The sequence below is a fragment of the Luteibacter sp. 9133 genome, from assembly GCF_000800155.1.
GTDB classification, from domain to species: domain Bacteria; phylum Pseudomonadota; class Gammaproteobacteria; order Xanthomonadales; family Rhodanobacteraceae; genus Luteibacter; species Luteibacter mycovicinus.
Genome location: NZ_JUHO01000001.1, coordinates 1,986,662 through 2,002,659, shown reverse-complemented (window position 1 = coordinate 2,002,659; position 15,998 = coordinate 1,986,662). Strand labels below are relative to the sequence as shown.

Annotated in this window: 12 protein-coding genes; 11 read left to right on the top strand and 1 reads right to left on the bottom strand. The window is 66.9% G+C overall.

What is annotated here, in order from left to right; all coding sequences use genetic code 11:
• Positions 1-27 precede the first annotated feature (27 nt).
• On the bottom strand, positions 28-750 hold the full coding sequence (locus FA87_RS08660; RefSeq protein WP_036113425.1) for an AraC family transcriptional regulator: 723 nt from the start codon (positions 748-750) through the stop codon (positions 28-30).
• A 214-nt stretch (positions 751-964) separates the two neighbouring features.
• Between FA87_RS08660 and FA87_RS08655 the strand changes: the two genes are divergently transcribed.
• The 11 genes from FA87_RS08655 (at position 965) to FA87_RS08605 (ending at position 15,912) form a co-directional block, all read left to right on the top strand.
• On the top strand, positions 965-1,906 hold the full coding sequence (locus FA87_RS08655) for a 4-hydroxyproline epimerase (RefSeq protein WP_043697713.1): 942 nt from the start codon (positions 965-967) through the stop codon (positions 1,904-1,906).
• Positions 1,903-3,000, top strand: coding sequence for an FAD-dependent oxidoreductase (locus FA87_RS08650; protein WP_043693885.1), 1,098 nt, complete (start codon positions 1,903-1,905; stop codon positions 2,998-3,000). Before FA87_RS08655 ends, FA87_RS08650 begins: the two co-directional genes overlap by 4 nt.
• A complete protein-coding gene (locus FA87_RS08645) occupies positions 2,997-3,242 on the top strand; it encodes a (2Fe-2S)-binding protein (protein ID WP_043693882.1) in 246 nt (81 codons plus the stop codon). Before FA87_RS08650 ends, FA87_RS08645 begins: the two co-directional genes overlap by 4 nt.
• A complete protein-coding gene (locus tag FA87_RS08640) occupies positions 3,239-4,537 on the top strand; it encodes an FAD/NAD(P)-binding oxidoreductase (RefSeq protein ID WP_043693879.1) in 1,299 nt (432 codons plus the stop codon). Before FA87_RS08645 ends, FA87_RS08640 begins: the two co-directional genes overlap by 4 nt.
• Positions 4,534-5,439, top strand: coding sequence for a dihydrodipicolinate synthase family protein (locus FA87_RS08635; RefSeq protein ID WP_043693876.1), 906 nt, complete (start codon positions 4,534-4,536; stop codon positions 5,437-5,439). Before FA87_RS08640 ends, FA87_RS08635 begins: the two co-directional genes overlap by 4 nt.
• Before the next feature lie 3 nt (positions 5,440-5,442).
• Entirely contained in the window at positions 5,443-7,038 is a 1,596-nt protein-coding gene (locus FA87_RS08630; RefSeq protein ID WP_043693873.1) for an aldehyde dehydrogenase family protein, read from the top strand.
• Positions 7,035-8,237 (top strand): Xaa-Pro peptidase family protein, encoded by a 1,203-nt coding sequence (locus FA87_RS08625; protein ID WP_043693871.1) that lies wholly within the window; start codon positions 7,035-7,037, stop codon positions 8,235-8,237. Before FA87_RS08630 ends, FA87_RS08625 begins: the two co-directional genes overlap by 4 nt.
• Before the next feature lie 95 nt (positions 8,238-8,332).
• Entirely contained in the window at positions 8,333-10,114 is a 1,782-nt protein-coding gene (locus FA87_RS08620) for a DUF885 family protein (RefSeq protein WP_052191230.1), read from the top strand.
• Positions 10,115-10,126: 12 nt separating this feature from the next.
• On the top strand, positions 10,127-11,884 hold the full coding sequence (locus FA87_RS08615; RefSeq protein ID WP_043693868.1) for a DUF885 family protein: 1,758 nt from the start codon (positions 10,127-10,129) through the stop codon (positions 11,882-11,884).
• A 1-nt stretch (position 11,885) separates the two neighbouring features.
• Positions 11,886-13,469, top strand: a complete 1,584-nt coding sequence (locus FA87_RS08610) for an APC family permease (protein ID WP_043693866.1) — start codon at positions 11,886-11,888, stop codon at positions 13,467-13,469.
• A 16-nt stretch (positions 13,470-13,485) separates the two neighbouring features.
• Positions 13,486-15,912, top strand: coding sequence for a twin-arginine translocation signal domain-containing protein (locus FA87_RS08605; RefSeq protein WP_043697706.1), 2,427 nt, complete (start codon positions 13,486-13,488; stop codon positions 15,910-15,912).
• Positions 15,913-15,998: the final 86 nt, after the last annotated feature.

The following is a 15,998-nucleotide window of genomic DNA, read 5'->3' as shown; positions in this document are numbered from 1 at the left end:
ACGGGGAAACGCGCGCCCATGCCCACGTCAACGTTGCGTTGCGCTTCCCACGGCCGCCTGCATCGCACGGTAGTCGCTTGGCGTCATACCGACAGTCGCCTTGAACTGGCGCGCAAACGCGCTCTGATCGACGAAGCCGCAAGCCATGCCGATCGACGCCACGTTATCGTCACCGCCAAGGAGACGCATGGCCGCTTCGATGCGCAGCTTGGTCAGCACCTGCTGCGGTGTCAGCTGGAAGACGCGGCGGAAGTGCCGCTCGAGCTGCGCGACCGACAGCCCTGCCAGCTCGGCCAGGGTAGGAATGCGCACCCCCTCGCCATGGTGCTCCTGCATGTACGCAAGAACGCGTCGCAACCGTTCGTAAGTAGGATGCTTGCCGTCCGGCAGACCGAGATCGCGTGAGATGCCGATCACCCCGCGGATGTCGCCACGCGACGAGACCAGCGGGCGCTTACAGGTGAGACACCACCCCGGCGCGCGGTTGCTGAAGATGTGCACCTCCAGCTGGTTCTCGATGACTTCGCCCGCCAGCACGCGCCGGTCCTGAGCCGCATACGACCCGCCCATCATCGCCGGAAACAATTCGGTGACTCCCCGGCCGATGATGTCGCCCCGACGCTTCAGCCCCAGACGCCTCACGAGGGTCAGATTGGCATGCGTGTACCGCCCTTCGGTGTCTTTGACGAAGAACACGACGTCGGGCAACGCGTCGAACAGCGGTTCGAGCTCATCGGCGGAAATCTTCATGGGCCTGGGGCTCCTCCGGGGCGGCAACGGCGACCTGTCACGGCAATGAAAAGATGCCGCAACGCATCATAAGGCCGATAGAACCGGGAATTGCAAGCCTCGCAGCGTTTCCACCCCGTCGCCGGCGGCGGATCGGACGTTATGCCAAATTCCGCATCCGTCATCGGTAAAGCTTTCTATACGCAGACAGGCCGCCCCGGTGAGCATGGAAGCCATGCATCACATCGAATTCATCGACTCACACACTGGCGGCGAACCTACCCGGGTCGTCCTCTCCGGCTTTCCCGATCTGGGTGACGGCCCACTGGCCGGTCGCCGTCAGCTCATGCGCGAACGGCACGACGCCTGGCGGCAGGCGATCGCGTGCGAGCCGCGCGGCTCGGACACGATGGTCGGCGCGCTCCTGCTGGAACCGACCGACCCATCGGCATGCGCAGCGGTGATCTTTTTCAACAACGTCGGCTACCTCGGCATGTGCGGCCACGGCACCATCGGCCTCATCCGCACACTGCAGCATCTCGGCCGCATCGCCCCCGGCCGGCATCGTCTCGAGACGCCGGTCGGCGTCGTCGGTATCGAGCTGCTGGACGACGGACGCGTGTCGATCGACAACGTCGAGAGCTACCGCTATCGCCGTAACGTATCGGTGGCTGTGGAAGGACATGGCCCGGTCACGGGCGATGTCGCCTGGGGCGGCAACTGGTTTTTCATCACGAGCCAGTCTCCCCTGCCCCTCACGCTGGCCAACCAGCGGGCGCTAACCGCGTACACGGAAGCGATCCGCGCCGGTCTGGAACGCGACGGCATCACCGGCGCGAACGACGAAGAAATCGACCATATCGAGCTCAACGGGCCGGACGAGGAGAGCGGCGGCGACGGACGCAACTTCGTCCTCTGCCCCGGCATGGCCTACGACCGTTCGCCCTGCGGGACAGGCACCAGCGCCAAGATCGCGTGCCTGGCCGCCGATGGCAAGCTCGATCCGGGTCAGGTGTGGCGCCAGGCCGGCATCCTCGGCAGCCTGTTCGAGGCGACTTACAAGCACGGCGAGCGCGGCGTTCTTCCGCGTATCACGGGCAGCGCGCACGTGACCATGCAGGGCACCATCCTGATCGACGAGGCCGACCCGCTGGCCTGGGGCATCGGCGCCGCGTGAGCACGTACGATCTGATCGTCATCGGTGCCGGCATCGTCGGCGCCGCCTGCGCCGAGCAGGCCACCGCCGAAGGCCTCAAGGTCGCGATCGTCGAGCCCGCCACCGTCGGGGGCGGCGCCACCGCGGCCGCCATGGGTCATCTGGTGGCCATGGACGACGACCCGGCGGAATTCGCACTGTCGCGATATTCGCTCGGTCTGTGGGAAGCCTTCGCCGAGCTGCCCGCCGCGGAGTTCAGCCGCTGCGGCACATTGTGGGTGGCCAGTAACGACGATGAACTGGCACGCATTCCCGACAAGCTGGCACGTCTGACCGACGCGGGCGTCGTCGCCGAAGCCGTGGACGCCGCCGGTCTGTACGAACTCGAGCCGATGCTCGCCGCCGACTTGCGCGGCGGGCTGCTGATTCCGCGGGAAGCGGTGGTCTATCCACCGGCCGTCGCGCGGCATCTGGTCGACCTCGCGCTCGAACGTGGGGCCACGCTGCACCGGCAATACGCGTTCCGGCTGCAACCAGGTGGTGTCGTACTGCAGGACGGAGGCAAGCTGCACGGTCCGGTACTCGTCGCCACCGGATGCGCCTTGCCGCGACTGCTGCCACGACTGCCGATCCGCGCGCGGAAAGGTCACCTTGTGATTACCGAACGCTACGGGCAGCGAGTCAATCACCAGTTGCTCGAACTCGGCTATGCGGACAGCGCTCACGGTGCCGATGCGGCAAGCGTGGCGTTCAACGTGCAGCCGCGCCCGACCGGGCAGATCCTCATCGGCTCCTCCCGCGAATACGACGCGGCGGATGCGGACGTCTCGATGGATATGGTCCGGATGATGCTGCAGCGAAGCTTCCGGTTCCTTCCATGGTTGCGAGAGCTCGATGCGTTGCGCGTGTGGACGGGCTTCCGCCCCGTCAGTACCGACGGCTTACCGTACCTGGGCCGCGTACCTGGCATGGCCGACACCTGGGTCGCGGCCGGTCATGAGGGGCTGGGCGTCACCACGTCGCTTGGCAGCGCACGCTTGCTTATCGATCAGCTGCTCGGCCGACCGACGGCCATCGACGCCGCGCCTTACGATCCAGCGCGGGTGGCTTCATGACGGCGCGGGAAGCACGTCTCATCGTGGACGGCGTCATCAGGCGCGTACCGGCCAGCATCACGGTCGCCGCCGCCCTGCTCAGCCTCGACCTGCCGTTCCGCCGCTCCGTCAGCGGTCAACAACGTGCCGCCCTGTGCGGCATGGGTGTCTGCTTCGAATGCCGGGTGCGTATCGACGGCGTCGCGCAACAGCGCGCCTGCCAGGTCACGGTCCGCGATGGCATGACGGTAGACAGCGAATGAGCGACACCTTCGACATCGCCATCGTCGGTGCGGGTCCCGCGGGTCTTGCCGCGGCGGCCGCCGCAGCCACACACGGGCGGCGCGTCGTGCTGATCGACAGCCAGCCGAAGCCCGGCGGCCAGGTATGGCGTCACGACGTACGACACGGCTATCCCGCCATGGCCGATCGCAGCATCCGTGAGGCCTTGTCATCGCGTGGTGTGACCTGGCTGGCCGAGACGCAGGTCATCGCCACGGAAGCCAGCCATCTTCTGCTGCAGGATCCGCGACGCGGTTACCTGCTGCCGTACCGTTCGCTGATCATCGCGACGGGCGCACGCGAGTTACTCATGCCTTTTCCGGGCTGGACGCTGCCGGGTGTGGTCGGGGCGGGTGGTTTGCAGGCCCTGGTCAAGCAAGGCTGGGCCCTGCGTGGACGACGTGTACTTATCGCCGGTAGCGGACCGCTGCTTCTTGCCGCCGCCGCGACGGCACGAAAGCACGGCGCCATCGTCACCGGCATTCATGAGCAGGCGTCAACCGGTGAGCTTCACCGCTTCGCCCGCAGCCTCTGGCGCTGGCCGGCGAAGCTCGCACAGGCCGCCGCCTTGCAGGTCTCGCTTCGCGGTATCGACTACCGCCACGGCAGCGTCGTGGCCGAGGCCGTCGGCGAGCACGCCGTGTCGGCCGCACTGATCGAGCGCGCCGGGCATGTGCAACGCGTCGACTGCGACGTACTCGCGGTGGGCTTCGGTCTCGTCCCGGATCTGACGCTCGCCCGCCAGATCGGCTGCGCGACGCGCGCCGACACGCTTCATCCTCAGGTCGATGTCGATACCCATCAGCGCACCAGCCTCGACGATACGTTCGCCGCGGGCGAGAGCTGCGGTATCGGTGGCCGCGACTGCGCGCGTCTCGAAGGCCGGATCGCCGGGCTGGCCGCTGCCGGCGTCGCGATACCCGATGCGCTCCTGCGTCGACGCGATCACGCGCGGGCCTTCGCGACGCTGTTGCGCGAGCATTTCGCGTTGTCACCGCGCGTCCGTGAGCTCGCCCGCGACGACACCCTGATATGTCGCTGCGAAGACGTGTCGTTCGGTGCCGTCCGCGCCCATGGGGACCCTCGCAGCGCCAAGCTCGCCACGCGCTGCGGCATGGGCGCCTGCCAGGGCCGCGTATGCGGCGCGGCCATGACCGAGCTCGGTCTGGGTGCGCGCACCGATGCGCGCCCGCCCTTTTTCCCTGCCCGCCTGTCCACCCTGGGCGAGCCGGATTTTCCCAGTTCCCTTCCTGCATCGAGAGGCATCCAAGCATGAGCAACGCAACTTTCTGGCACGGCGTCCTTCCCGCCATCACCACGCCATTCAAGGCCGATGGCCAGGTCGACCACGAGTTTCTCGCCAAACATGCGCTGCAGATGATCGACGCCGGCTGCAAGGGCATCGTGCCGCTGGGCTCGCTCGGCGAAGCCGCCACGCTGAGCTACGACGAGAAGACGGCCATCCTGCGGACGCTGGTCAAGGCGCTCGACGGCCGCGCGCCCGTCATTCCGGGTATTGCCTCGCTCTCCACCGACGAAGCCGTACGTCTGGCGCAAGACGCCAGGGCCATCGGTTGTTCGGCCCTCATGGTGTTGCCGCCATACGTCTACTCCACGGACTGGCGGGAGATGAGCGCGCACGTGAAGGCCGTGATCGCCGCGACCGACCTCCCGTGCATGCTGTACAACAACCCGGTGGCGTACAAGACCGACTTCACGCCGGCGCAGATCGCCGAGCTGGCGGGTCAGTTCCCCAACCTGCAGGCCGTCAAGGAATCTTCCGCCGATGTGCGGCGCTTCGCCGCCATCCGTGCGCTCGCCGGCGATCGTCTCGCACTGCTTGTCGGCATGGACGACGCGCTGGTCGAAGGCGTCAGCATGGGTGCGGTCGGCTGGATCGCCGGCCTGGTCAATGCGTATCCGGCCGAATCGGTGAAGCTGTTCGAGCTGGCCCGCGATGGCGGTGCCAAGGCCGCGGAATCCCTGTATGCCTGGTTCCTCCCGCTTCTCCGTCTCGATACCGTTCCGACCTTCGTACAGCTGATCAAGCTGGTGCAGTCGCGCGTCGGCATGGGCAGCGAAACCGTGCGCGCGCCGCGCCTGCCGGTGGCGGGCGCCGAGCGCGACGCGGCGATGAAGGTGATCGACCACGCAATCGCCACCCGGCCGGGAGTCTGATCCATGGCCGAGCAGCCGCAGGTTCTGATCGGTGGCCAGTGGCGCGCCGCCGACGCGCCCACCGGCTCGTTCCACGCGGAAGATCCCACGCGTGGTGAAGCCATCGGGCCGTCGTTTCCCGTCAGCGGCGCGGACGACGTGGAGGCGGCGCTTGCCGCCGCCACCGCTGTCGCCGATGAACTGGCCGCCGTGCCGCCCGAGCGCATCGCCGATTTCCTCGAGCGCTACGCGGCGGCGATCGACGCCGATGCCGAAATGCTCGTATCCCTGGCCGCCGCGGAAACGGCACTGCCCGCCGAGCCGCGACTGCGCTCGGTCGAACTCCCGCGTGCCAGCGGACAGCTGCGTCAGGCGGCACGCGCGGTGCGTGAACACAGCTGGAGCGATCCGGTCATCGACACGGCCAGTGGTCTGCGAGCGCATCGCGCACCGCTGGGCAAGCCGGTACTGGTGTTCGGACCGAACAATTTTCCGTTCGCCTTCAACGCGATCGCGGGCAGCGACTTCGCCTCGGCCATCGCGGCACGCAATCCCGTGATTGCCAAGGCGCACCCGTCGCACCCGGCGACCTCACAACGGCTCGCCGAGCTGGCGCACGAGGCGGTCCTGGCCTCGGGCCTGCCGGCCGCATCGGTGCAGATGCTGTATCACTTCGATAACGCGATCGGCGCGGCTCTCGCTTCCGACGCGCGGCTGGGTGCGATCGGTTTCACCGGCAGCCGCGCCGGTGGCCTCGCGCTGAAGTCCGCCGCCGATGGCGCGGGTGTCCCCATCTACGCCGAGATGTCCAGCGTCAACCCGGTGTTCCTGCTGCCGGGTGCGCTTGCGGAAGATGCCGAAGCACTCGCCACGGCCTTTTTCACGTCCTGCACGATGGGCAGTGGCCAGTTCTGCACCAACCCCGGCATCGTCATCGTGCCCACCGGTGAGGATGGCGATGCGTTCGTCGCCAGCGCCACGGCGCAGTTCGCCGCGGCGACGCCCCGCGTCCTGTTTTCGCGCGGTGTGCAGGAGGGCCTGATGCGCGCCGTGGGCGCGTTGAGGAAAGCGGGCGCCACCGTGCTCGCCGGTGGGGCCACCGGCGACGACGCGGGTTACCGTTTCCAGCCGACCCTGCTCAGCGTCGATGCCGCGGCCTTCGTCGCCGATAAAGGCGCGTTGCAGACGGAGGCTTTCGGTCCGGTCAGTCTGCTCGTCCGTGCCGACGGCGATGACGACTTCGCCGCCATCGCGCGAGCCTTCGAGGGCAACCTCACCGGAACGATGTACCGCGCGACGGATGGCAGCGACGATGCGTCGTGGCAATCCATCGCCCGGCATCTGCGCGAGCGCGTCGGTCGCCTCATCGCCAATCGCATGCCGACCGGCGTGGCGGTCAGCCCCGCCATGAATCACGGTGGCCCGTTCCCCTCGACGAGCCATGCCGGCTTCACCGCCGTGGGCATGCCGTCGGCGATTCACCGCTTCACGGCGCTGCACAGCTACGACAACGTGCCCGATGCCCTGCTTCCGCCGGAACTGCGCGACCGCAATGCTGGCGGCGTGCAGCGACGGATCGACGGCCGCTGGACCGATGCGGACGTGGGTGACGCCGCATGAGCACGCAGATCGGACACCTGACCCCGGAGCAGGCCCGCGAGGCCTGCACACCGTGGACGCAACTTGCGCCACGCATCGGCCGGGACGAGTACCTTGCTCGCCTGGAGCGCGCGCAACGCCTGCTCGATGCCGCTGGCGCAGGTGCGCTGCTGGTCACGGCCGGCACGTCGCTACGTTATTTCACCGGGATCCCCTGGGGCGCCACCGAGCGGCTCGTCGCGATGCTGCTTCCGCGACGGGGCGAGCCGGTATTGATCTGCCCCGCGTTCGAGGAAGGTTCGCTGCGCGCCGAACTGGCCCATCCGATGACGATGGCGTTCTGGGAAGAGCACGAGGACCCCTGCGCGCTGGTCGCCGCGTGCATGGCCTCACGCGGCGCGAGTACGCTGGCCCTGGACCCCGCGGCGCCGTTCAACGTGTTCACGGGGCTCGCGCACACACTGGGGACCCGCGATATCGTCGATGCGACACCGGTGATCGACGGGTGCCGGGCACGCAAGTCGGCGACGGAACTCGCCCTGATGAAGCAAGCCTGCGCGATGACGCTGAAAGTGCAGGCGCTCGCCGCCGGCATGCTGCACGAGGGCATCGCCGCCGGTGACGTGAAGCGCTTTATCGACGGCGCCCATCGCGCGCTGGGCGCGGACAACGGTTCCACGTTCTGTATCGTGCAGTTCGGTGTGGCCACGTCGTATCCCCATGGCGTGCCGGGCGAGCAGTACCTCGAGAAAGACCAGGTCGTCCTGATCGATACGGGTTGCAGCGTGGCCGGCTACCAGTCGGACATCACACGTACCTACGTCTTCGGCACACCGGACGCCGAGCAGTCGCGCATCTGGAACCTGGAACGCGCGGCACAACAGGCGGCTTTCGACGCAGTGCGCCCCGGCGTGCCTTGTGCGGACATCGACGCCGCCGCGCGACGTGTGATCGAGGCCGGCGGTCTGGGGCCGGACTATCGCCTGCCGGGTCTGCCGCATCGTACGGGCCACGGCTGCGGAATGGCCATCCACGAGGCGCCGTACCTCGTCCGTGGCAACACGGCACCTCTCGCACCGGGGAACTGCTGCAGCGACGAACCCATGATCGTCGTTCCCGGCCGGTTCGGCATCCGCCTCGAGGACCATTTCTACGTCACCGACGACGGTGGCGCATGGTTCACCGCGCCGTCGCCTTCGATCGAGCAACCGTTTGCCTGATTGTGCACAATGCCGCATCGTCACCGGGCAATGTCTTCTAGCCGCCCGGTGACGCTCGCGCGAGCATCGGGTGATACGTTCCAGAGGGGAATCGCATGACCCGTTTTCCAGCCGTCCGCGGCCTCGTTCTCGCGTGCCTGCTGGCCGCGCCATACGCCTCCGCTCAAGCGGCCGACGCGCCTGCCAGGGCCTTCGACGCGCTCGTCGCCGAGCGCTGGGAATACCAGCTGAAGGAAAGTCCGGAACTCGCCACGACCATCGGCGATTACCGCTATAACGACCGCTGGACCGATTATTCGCTGGCTCACGTCGCTGTCGACGGCAAGGCCACCGCCGATTTCCTGCGCCGGTTCGAAGCCGTGGACGTGTCCCAGCTCGACGAGCAGCGCCGCCTCAGTCAGGCCATGGCCGTGCGCGAGCTGAAAGACCGCCTCGAAGCCATCCGCCTCAAGAATCACGAGATGGTGCTGGATCAGATCGGTGGCGTGCAGCTTCAGCTTCCCGGCTTCGTTCCGACCATCCCGTTCGACAGCACACGCCACTATGAGGACTACCTCGCCCGCCTCAGGGCGATCCCAGGCATCGTCGACCAGCTGATCGCCGCATCGCGCGCAGGCATGGCCGATGGGCTCATGCAGCCGCGTTACCTGCTCGAAAAGGTCGCCGTGCAGGCGCGGCAGATCGCCGATCCGGCGGGCGAAGCCAACGTCTTCGGCCAGCCGGCCGCGCATATCCCGGACAGCGTGCCAGCGAAAGACAAGGCGCGGCTGAAACAGGCGATCCTCGCCACTGTGGACAACGAGGTGCGCCCCGCGTATCGCAAACTGGCGGACTTCGTCGCCAACGACTACGCCCCGCACGGCCGTACGCAGGAAGGGATCTGGTCCCTGCCCGACGGTGACGCAAGGTATCGCTATGCCATCCACACACAGACCACCACCGACCTCGACCCGAAGCGCATCCATCAGATCGGTCTGGATGAAGTAAAGCGGATCGAAGGCGAGATGACCGCCATCGCGAAACAGCTCGGCTACGCCGACCTGCCCGCCTTCCGCGCCGCCGTCGCAAAGGACCCGAAACGCTACGCCACCTCGCGCGAGCAGATTCTCGACGGCTACCGCAAGTACATTGCCGGTATGCAGCCCGAACTGCCGAAACTCTTCGGCCATCTGCCGACCACGGCCCTGTACGTGCAGGCCGTGGAGGCCTACCGCGAGAAAGACGCCGCCGGCGCCGAATACCATCAGGGTACGCCCGACGGCAAGCGTCCCGGCGTGGTCTTCGTCAACACGGGCGACTTCGCCCAGCGCACGCTTTACACCATCGAAGACACCGCGTATCACGAAGGCGTACCGGGCCATCATCTGCAGATCTCGATCGCGCAGAGCCTGCCGCTACCGCCGTTCCGTCAGCAGGCCGGGTACAACGCGTACATCGAAGGATGGGCACTTTATGCGGAGCGCCTCGCCAAAGAGGCCGGCTTCTACATGGACCCGTACAACGACTACGGGCGTCTGAGCGGCGATCTGCTGCGCGCCGACCGTCTCGTGCTCGACAGTGGCGTGCATGCGCTGCACTGGACGCGCAAGCAGATGATCGACTTCTTCCACGCCCACCCGGCCGAGGACGAGCCGAGCATGCAGGCCGAGACCGACCGTTACATCGCGTGGCCGGGCCAGGCGCTCGGTTACAAGCTCGGCCAGCTCAAGTTCCTGGAGCTTCGTCAGCGGGCCGAGAAGGCCCTCGGCACCGCCTTCGACATCCGCGCCTTCCACGATGAAATGCTCTCGGGCGGCGCCATGCCGCTGGAACTGCTGGATGCGCGCACCGATGCATGGATCGCCGCACAGAAGGCCGCAAAGCCCACCTCGCACTGATCGGAGAGCCTCATGGCCTGTCCATCCGCCCGTCTTGCCTGCCTGCTCGGCATCGTCACTTTCGCCGCCCCTGTGCTCGCCGACGACGCGACTCAACGGTTCCATGAGATAGCCAGCCGCGAGTACGCGTGGCGCCAGGCCCAGTTCGCCGGCGCGGATGACGAAAACGGTCCGGGCAGACCGGCCGACCGCCTTCCCAAAGTCGACGCCGCCACCCAGGCCGCACGCGAGGCCTACTGGACGAAGGTCGTGGAACAGCTCCAGGCGATCGATCCCGCGCAGCTGAAAGGCGAGGACCCGGTCAACTACGCGGTCTTCCGCCAGCAGGTCGACGTCCTGCTGGCCGACCAGCGCTTCAGGACGTGGCAGATGCCGTTCAACGCGGACTCGGCGTTCTGGAGCAACCTCGGCTTCAGCGCGCGCGCCACGTTCACCGACGCGGATGCGTACCGGAATTATCTCGGGCGCCTGCGCGATGTACCGCGGTATTTCGACGAACAGATCGCGGATATGCGGCTGGGCCTGGCACGTGGCTTCAGCCAGCCGAAGCTCGTGGTGAGCAGTCAGTACGACGGCATACGCACGGTGGCGGACGCGGAAGGCGACGCCAATCTCTTCTACACGCCATTCCTGAAAATGCCGGCGACGATTCCCGCCGCCGAGCAGGCACGTCTGCGCGACGAAGCGAAGAAGACGATCGCGGCGCAGGTCCGCCCGGCTTACGCGAAGCTGCTGGCCTTCATGAAGAATGAGTATTACCCGAAGGCGCGCGACGGTTTCGCGGCCGAGGACCTGCCCGACGGCAAGGCGTTTTACCGTTCGCAGATCCTCGAGTACACCACGCTGGACCGAAGTCCCGACGATATCCACGCACTGGGACTCAAGGAAATGGCGGACATCCACGGCCAGATGCTGGCGGTGATGAAAGAGGTCGACTTCAAGGGAAGTTTTCCCGACTTCCTGCAATTCCTGCGCACGGACCCGCGCTTTTACGCGAAGACGCCCGACGAACTACTGAAGGATGCCGCGTGGATCGCCAAGGAAGTGGACGCCGTGGTCGGCGATCACATCGGACTGCTGCCGCGCCGCCGCTTTGCGATCAAACCCGTACCCGACGATCTCGCACCGATCTACACGGGTGGCCGCGGCGGGCCGGGCATCTATCTGGTCAACACGTATAACCTGCCCGCTCGCCCGCTTTACTCCCTGCCCGCGCTGACCCTGCACGAATCCTCACCGGGGCACGCCTTGCAGATGCCTCTCGCCGCCGAGACCACCGGCCTGCCCGACTACCGCCGTTTCAGCTACATCTCGGCATACGGTGAGGGCTGGGCGCTTTATTGCGAGTATCTCGGTCAGGAGATGGGCATCTATCACACGCCGTACGAGCGCTTCGGTTATCTCAGCTATCAGGCGTGGCGCGCCGCCCGTCTGGTCGTCGACACCGGCATCCATCATCTGCACTGGACGCGTGAGCAGGCACGCCAGTACCTGCGCGACAACACCGCGCTGGCGGAGCACGAGATCGACACCGAGGTGGATCGCTACATCGCCTGGCCGGCGCAGGCGCTTTCGTACTACCTCGGCGAGATGGCGATCCGTGACGGACGCGAGCGTGCGACGAAGGCGCTGGGCGAACACTTCGACATCCGCGCGTTCCACGACACGGTGCTGTCCACCGGTTCCGTGCCGCTGCCGGTGCTCAACCAGCGTATCGACGCGTTTATCGCGGGCGGCGGCAAATCACCGTATGCCGAGGAGGCGCACTGACATGAGCGATGCACCCCGCGACGCACAAGGCCATTTCCAGAAGCGACTGACGCTGGTCGATCTCACCTTCATCGGACTGGGCGCGATCTTCGGCTCGGGCTGGCTCTTCGCGGCGGGGCATGTGGCCGCACTCGCGGGACCCGCCGGTATCCTTTCCTGGCTGATCGGCGGAGCCGCCGTCTTGCTGCTCGGTCTGGTCTACTGCGAACTCGGTGCGGCACTGCCGCGAGCCGGCGGCGCGGTGCGTTACCCGGAGTACTCGCATGGCGCGCTGCTCGGCTCCCTGATGGGTTTCATCACCCTGATCGCGTTTTCCAGCCTGATCGCCATCGAGACCGTCGCATGCCGGCAGTACGCCGCCGCGTGGCTACCCGCGCTGAACGTGCCCGGCAGCACCCATGCGAGCGTCCTCGGCTGGTTCGTGCAGCTGGCCCTGTTGCTGCTCTTCTTCGCGCTGAACTACTACAGCGTGAAGACCTTCGCGAAAGCCAACAACATCATCAGCGTCTTCAAGTTCGTGGTACCCGTGCTGGTCATCGTGATGCTGCTGACCCACTTTCATCCGGGCAACCTGAGCATCCACGGCCTCATGCCGAACGGGCTGTCCGGTGTCGAAGCCGCCGTGTCGGCGGGCGGCATCATCTTCGCCTACCTCGGCCTGACGCCGATCGTGTCCGTGGCCAGCGAGGTGCGCGAGCCGCAACGGACGATTCCCATCGCGTTGATCCTGTCGGTGCTGCTGTCGACAGTGATCTACGTGCTGCTGCAGCTGGCCTTCCTCGGTGGCATCCCGACCGACCTCCTGTCGGGAGGCTGGAGCGGTATGGACAAGGCGTTCGCCCTTCCCTATCACGACATCGCGCTCGCGCTCGGTTTCGGCTGGCTGGCGACGCTGGTGGTCTGCGACGCGGTGATTTCGCCCAGCGGCACCGGCAACATCTACATGAACGCCACACCGCGCATCGTCTACGGCTGGGCGCGCAGTGGCGGCTTTCTGCCCTCGCTTACGCGGATCGACCTCAAGTCGGGCATTCCGCGTCCTGCGCTATGGCTTACGCTGGCCCTGTCCATCTTCTGGACGTTGCCCTTTCCGTCGTGGGAGGCGCTGATCCAGGTGGTGTCCGCCGCGCTGGTGCTCAGTTATGCCGTGGCCCCCGTCACGGTCGCCGCGCTTCGCCGGAGCGCGCCTGAGCTCGACCGGCCATTTCGTGTCCGCGGTTTCGCGGTGATCGGACCGGTGTCGTTCGCGGTGGCCGGCTTGATCGTCTACTGGTCCGGCTGGGACACGGTGTCGTGGTTGCTCGGACTGCAGGTCGCCGCGTTCGTTGTCTATGTCGTGGTGAAACGCGCCGTGGGCGCGGCGCGTGACGTGCTCGCACAGCAGGTGCGTTCGGCGCTTTGGCTGATCGGGTTCTATCTCGTGATCATGCTGGTGTCGGCGTTCGGGACCTTCGGCGGAAACGGCGTCGTGGCGCATCCGTGGGATTCCGTCACGGTGTTTGTCGCGTCGCTGGGCATTTATTACTGGGGCGCGGCGACAGGGTTACCTGCGTCCGCGCTGGCTTTGGATGATGACGATGATTGAGAGCGAACGCACGGCGATGGGCCGGCGGGATTTCATGCGGACTCTCGCTGCGGCGAGTGCCGCGGTGGGGGTGGGATCGGTTTCGGCGGAAGGGTGGTTGCGGGGCGATCTGGGTTCGCCAGCAGGGCTGGCTCCTACAACAGCAGGCACGCCATCGCCAGCGAGTCCTCAACCCGCTCATGCAGGAGCCAGCCCTGCTGGCGATGCTCCCCGCGTCCCGCTCGATGAGGTCCCTCGCAATGGCTTCGCCCACCTGGGCGGTTTCTCGCTCGACGACCGGGCCTGGCACGTCGAAGAGGACCTCACACACCCCGATGGCGCGCTCGTGCTCACCGACGGCAAACAAGCGGTCGTCCTGCACAAACGCACCGAGGCCACCTGGGACGAAGCACCGAAGCCCTATCTCGGCCTCGCGCTTGCCGACATCGCGGTCGCCGGCCCGGATCTGCTCGCCGACCGCCTGCTCGCCTCCGGCCAGCCCGACGAAGCAAAAGTACGCCTCGCCGCCCCACCCCCGGCGTCGGTACTGGACCCCGAAAACTACTACGGCCGCCTCCCGTGGACGACCTTCGTCGGCACGCGGCAGTGCCTGGATACGATGCCGGTCTACACCTCCGGCAGCACGCGCGGGTACCACGCCGATCAGGTCTTCGCCGATCTGCATGACCCGAAGAAGGTCGCCCGTCGCCGCGAGGGGCTCCTCGGCGGCTGGCTCCCCGCGGTACACAAGGTCGTACCGCTCGATCAGCATCGCTGGTACGACGTGATCGTCTTCGCCGATGTCGATGCCAGCGATCGTTTCGTCGTACAGACCTGGCACCGTACCGCGCTGGTCGAGCGCGGCGCGATCACGAAAGTCGTCTACGGGCACAGCTACCCGGCTTACCCGCCCCGGCGCGAACCGCCCGGAGCGGAGGCGTTCTACGCTGCCCTGCTGCGCTTTCACGACCGCTGGCATGCCGAGCTGGCCGACGCGTCGCAGACCGAGATCCCCGCAACGGGCTGGGCCGACATGGCGCGCTTTGCCTTCGCACGCGAACTGGTGGTGCGACCGGAAGGCACCTACCCCAAATACGGCGCCGTCGATCGCGACTACTACGGCAACGAATACGACGGCTTCCAGGACACCTTCACCAGTTCGCTTTACGCCAATCTCGAATGGGGCCGATTCGCCCAGGCCACTGCGGTGTTCGACGGCTACTTCAGCGACTTCGTCCAGGACGACGGCATGATCAACATGCGCGGCGCCGAGACGGCGCAGTTCGGGCTGACCCTGTCGCTGATCGCACGTTACGTGGCCTACACCGGCGACGTCGCGCTGTGCCGCAAACATCGACGCAAGATCGAAGCGACCGCGGCCATCCTCATCGAACTGCATGACGCATCCCTGCAGCTCGCCGCGAGCGCACCCGGCTACGGCCTGATCCATGGATGGAACGAGTCGGACGCCTGCCTGTTCCCCGATCCTTCGCTCTGGTGGAAACCCTACTTCGCCAACAGCGCCCTCGCCGCGCGCGGTCTCGCGGACATCGCGGCCATCTGGCAGCGCATCGCACCCGACGACGCGGCGAACGCGTTGTTGTGGACCCGGCGAGCCGATACGCTTCGCCAACGTGTGACCGAAAGCGTCCGCGTCAGCGTACGCCACGACCTCAAGCCTCCCTACGTCGGGCCGCTGCCGGGCGTCACCCGGACGTTCCGCGAAGCGCTGGCCGAAGAGCACCCCAGCGAACAGCAATGGCCGCACCGCGCTTATGCGGAACTGCTGCAGGCGGATGTCCTGCCCGACGATCTCGCCCATCTCGTGATCGACGCGATGCGTGGCCACGGCGCGACCAGTCTCGGCGTGGTCGCGAACATCGGCCCGGTCGATCCGAAAAGTCGCGACATCCTCGGCTTCATTTCTTATGGCTACGCGCAACAGCTGCTGCGCCTTGGCCGGGTGGACGAGTATCTGCTGTTCCTCTACGCGCATCGTTATCACGCACACACGCCGGGCAGCTGGACCGCCGGTGAGGTCACCGATATCACCGGAGGCATGCCGCTGTTCTGCATACCCGCCCAGATGACGATTCCGTTGCTGCTGCGCTGGGCCTTCGTGTTCGACGACAGCGCGGGCGACGTCCTGTTGCTCGGTCGTGCGCTTCCCTCGGCGTGGCTGGTGGAGGAGAAGCCGCTGTCGATCGCCGATGCGCCGACGCGCTGGGGACGTTGCGGCCTGGCGATCCGGCGAGAAAAGCATGGCCTGACGGCGTCGGTCACGCTCCCCGCCAGCGGCACGCCGCGCGAGATCTGGCTCACGCTGCGCGCACCCGAAGGACGCACCGCCGGCAACGCGCACGTCGACGGCAAAGCGGTGGCGGCCGCCGATCGTCGTGGCGACGAGATTCGCCTGCGAGGGCGTGCCGGGCAGCGTCTCGTGGTCACACTTCAGTTCTCATGACATCGGTGTGCGGGATTCCGCATCGACGCACCGCAAATGACACAAGACGGTCCGTCCATGTGACGGCACGATGAAACAGCGCATCG

Excerpts from the sequence above, each read along its gene's own strand:
- FA87_RS08660 (WP_036113425.1), bottom strand. The coding sequence starts at position 750 with ATGAAGATTTCCGCCGATGAGCTCGAACCGCTGTTCGACGCGTTGCCC.
- FA87_RS08655 (WP_043697713.1), top strand. The coding sequence starts at position 965 with ATGCATCACATCGAATTCATCGACTCACACACTGGCGGCGAACCTACC.
- FA87_RS08645 (WP_043693882.1), top strand. The coding sequence starts at position 2,997 with ATGACGGCGCGGGAAGCACGTCTCATCGTGGACGGCGTCATCAGGCGC.
- FA87_RS08640 (WP_043693879.1), top strand. The coding sequence starts at position 3,239 with ATGAGCGACACCTTCGACATCGCCATCGTCGGTGCGGGTCCCGCGGGT.
- FA87_RS08635 (WP_043693876.1), top strand. The coding sequence starts at position 4,534 with ATGAGCAACGCAACTTTCTGGCACGGCGTCCTTCCCGCCATCACCACG.
- FA87_RS08630 (WP_043693873.1), top strand. The coding sequence starts at position 5,443 with ATGGCCGAGCAGCCGCAGGTTCTGATCGGTGGCCAGTGGCGCGCCGCC.
- FA87_RS08625 (WP_043693871.1), top strand. The coding sequence starts at position 7,035 with ATGAGCACGCAGATCGGACACCTGACCCCGGAGCAGGCCCGCGAGGCC.
- FA87_RS08620 (WP_052191230.1), top strand. The coding sequence starts at position 8,333 with ATGACCCGTTTTCCAGCCGTCCGCGGCCTCGTTCTCGCGTGCCTGCTG.
- FA87_RS08615 (WP_043693868.1), top strand. The coding sequence starts at position 10,127 with ATGGCCTGTCCATCCGCCCGTCTTGCCTGCCTGCTCGGCATCGTCACT.
- FA87_RS08610 (WP_043693866.1), top strand. The coding sequence starts at position 11,886 with ATGAGCGATGCACCCCGCGACGCACAAGGCCATTTCCAGAAGCGACTG.
- FA87_RS08605 (WP_043697706.1), top strand. The coding sequence starts at position 13,486 with ATGGGCCGGCGGGATTTCATGCGGACTCTCGCTGCGGCGAGTGCCGCG.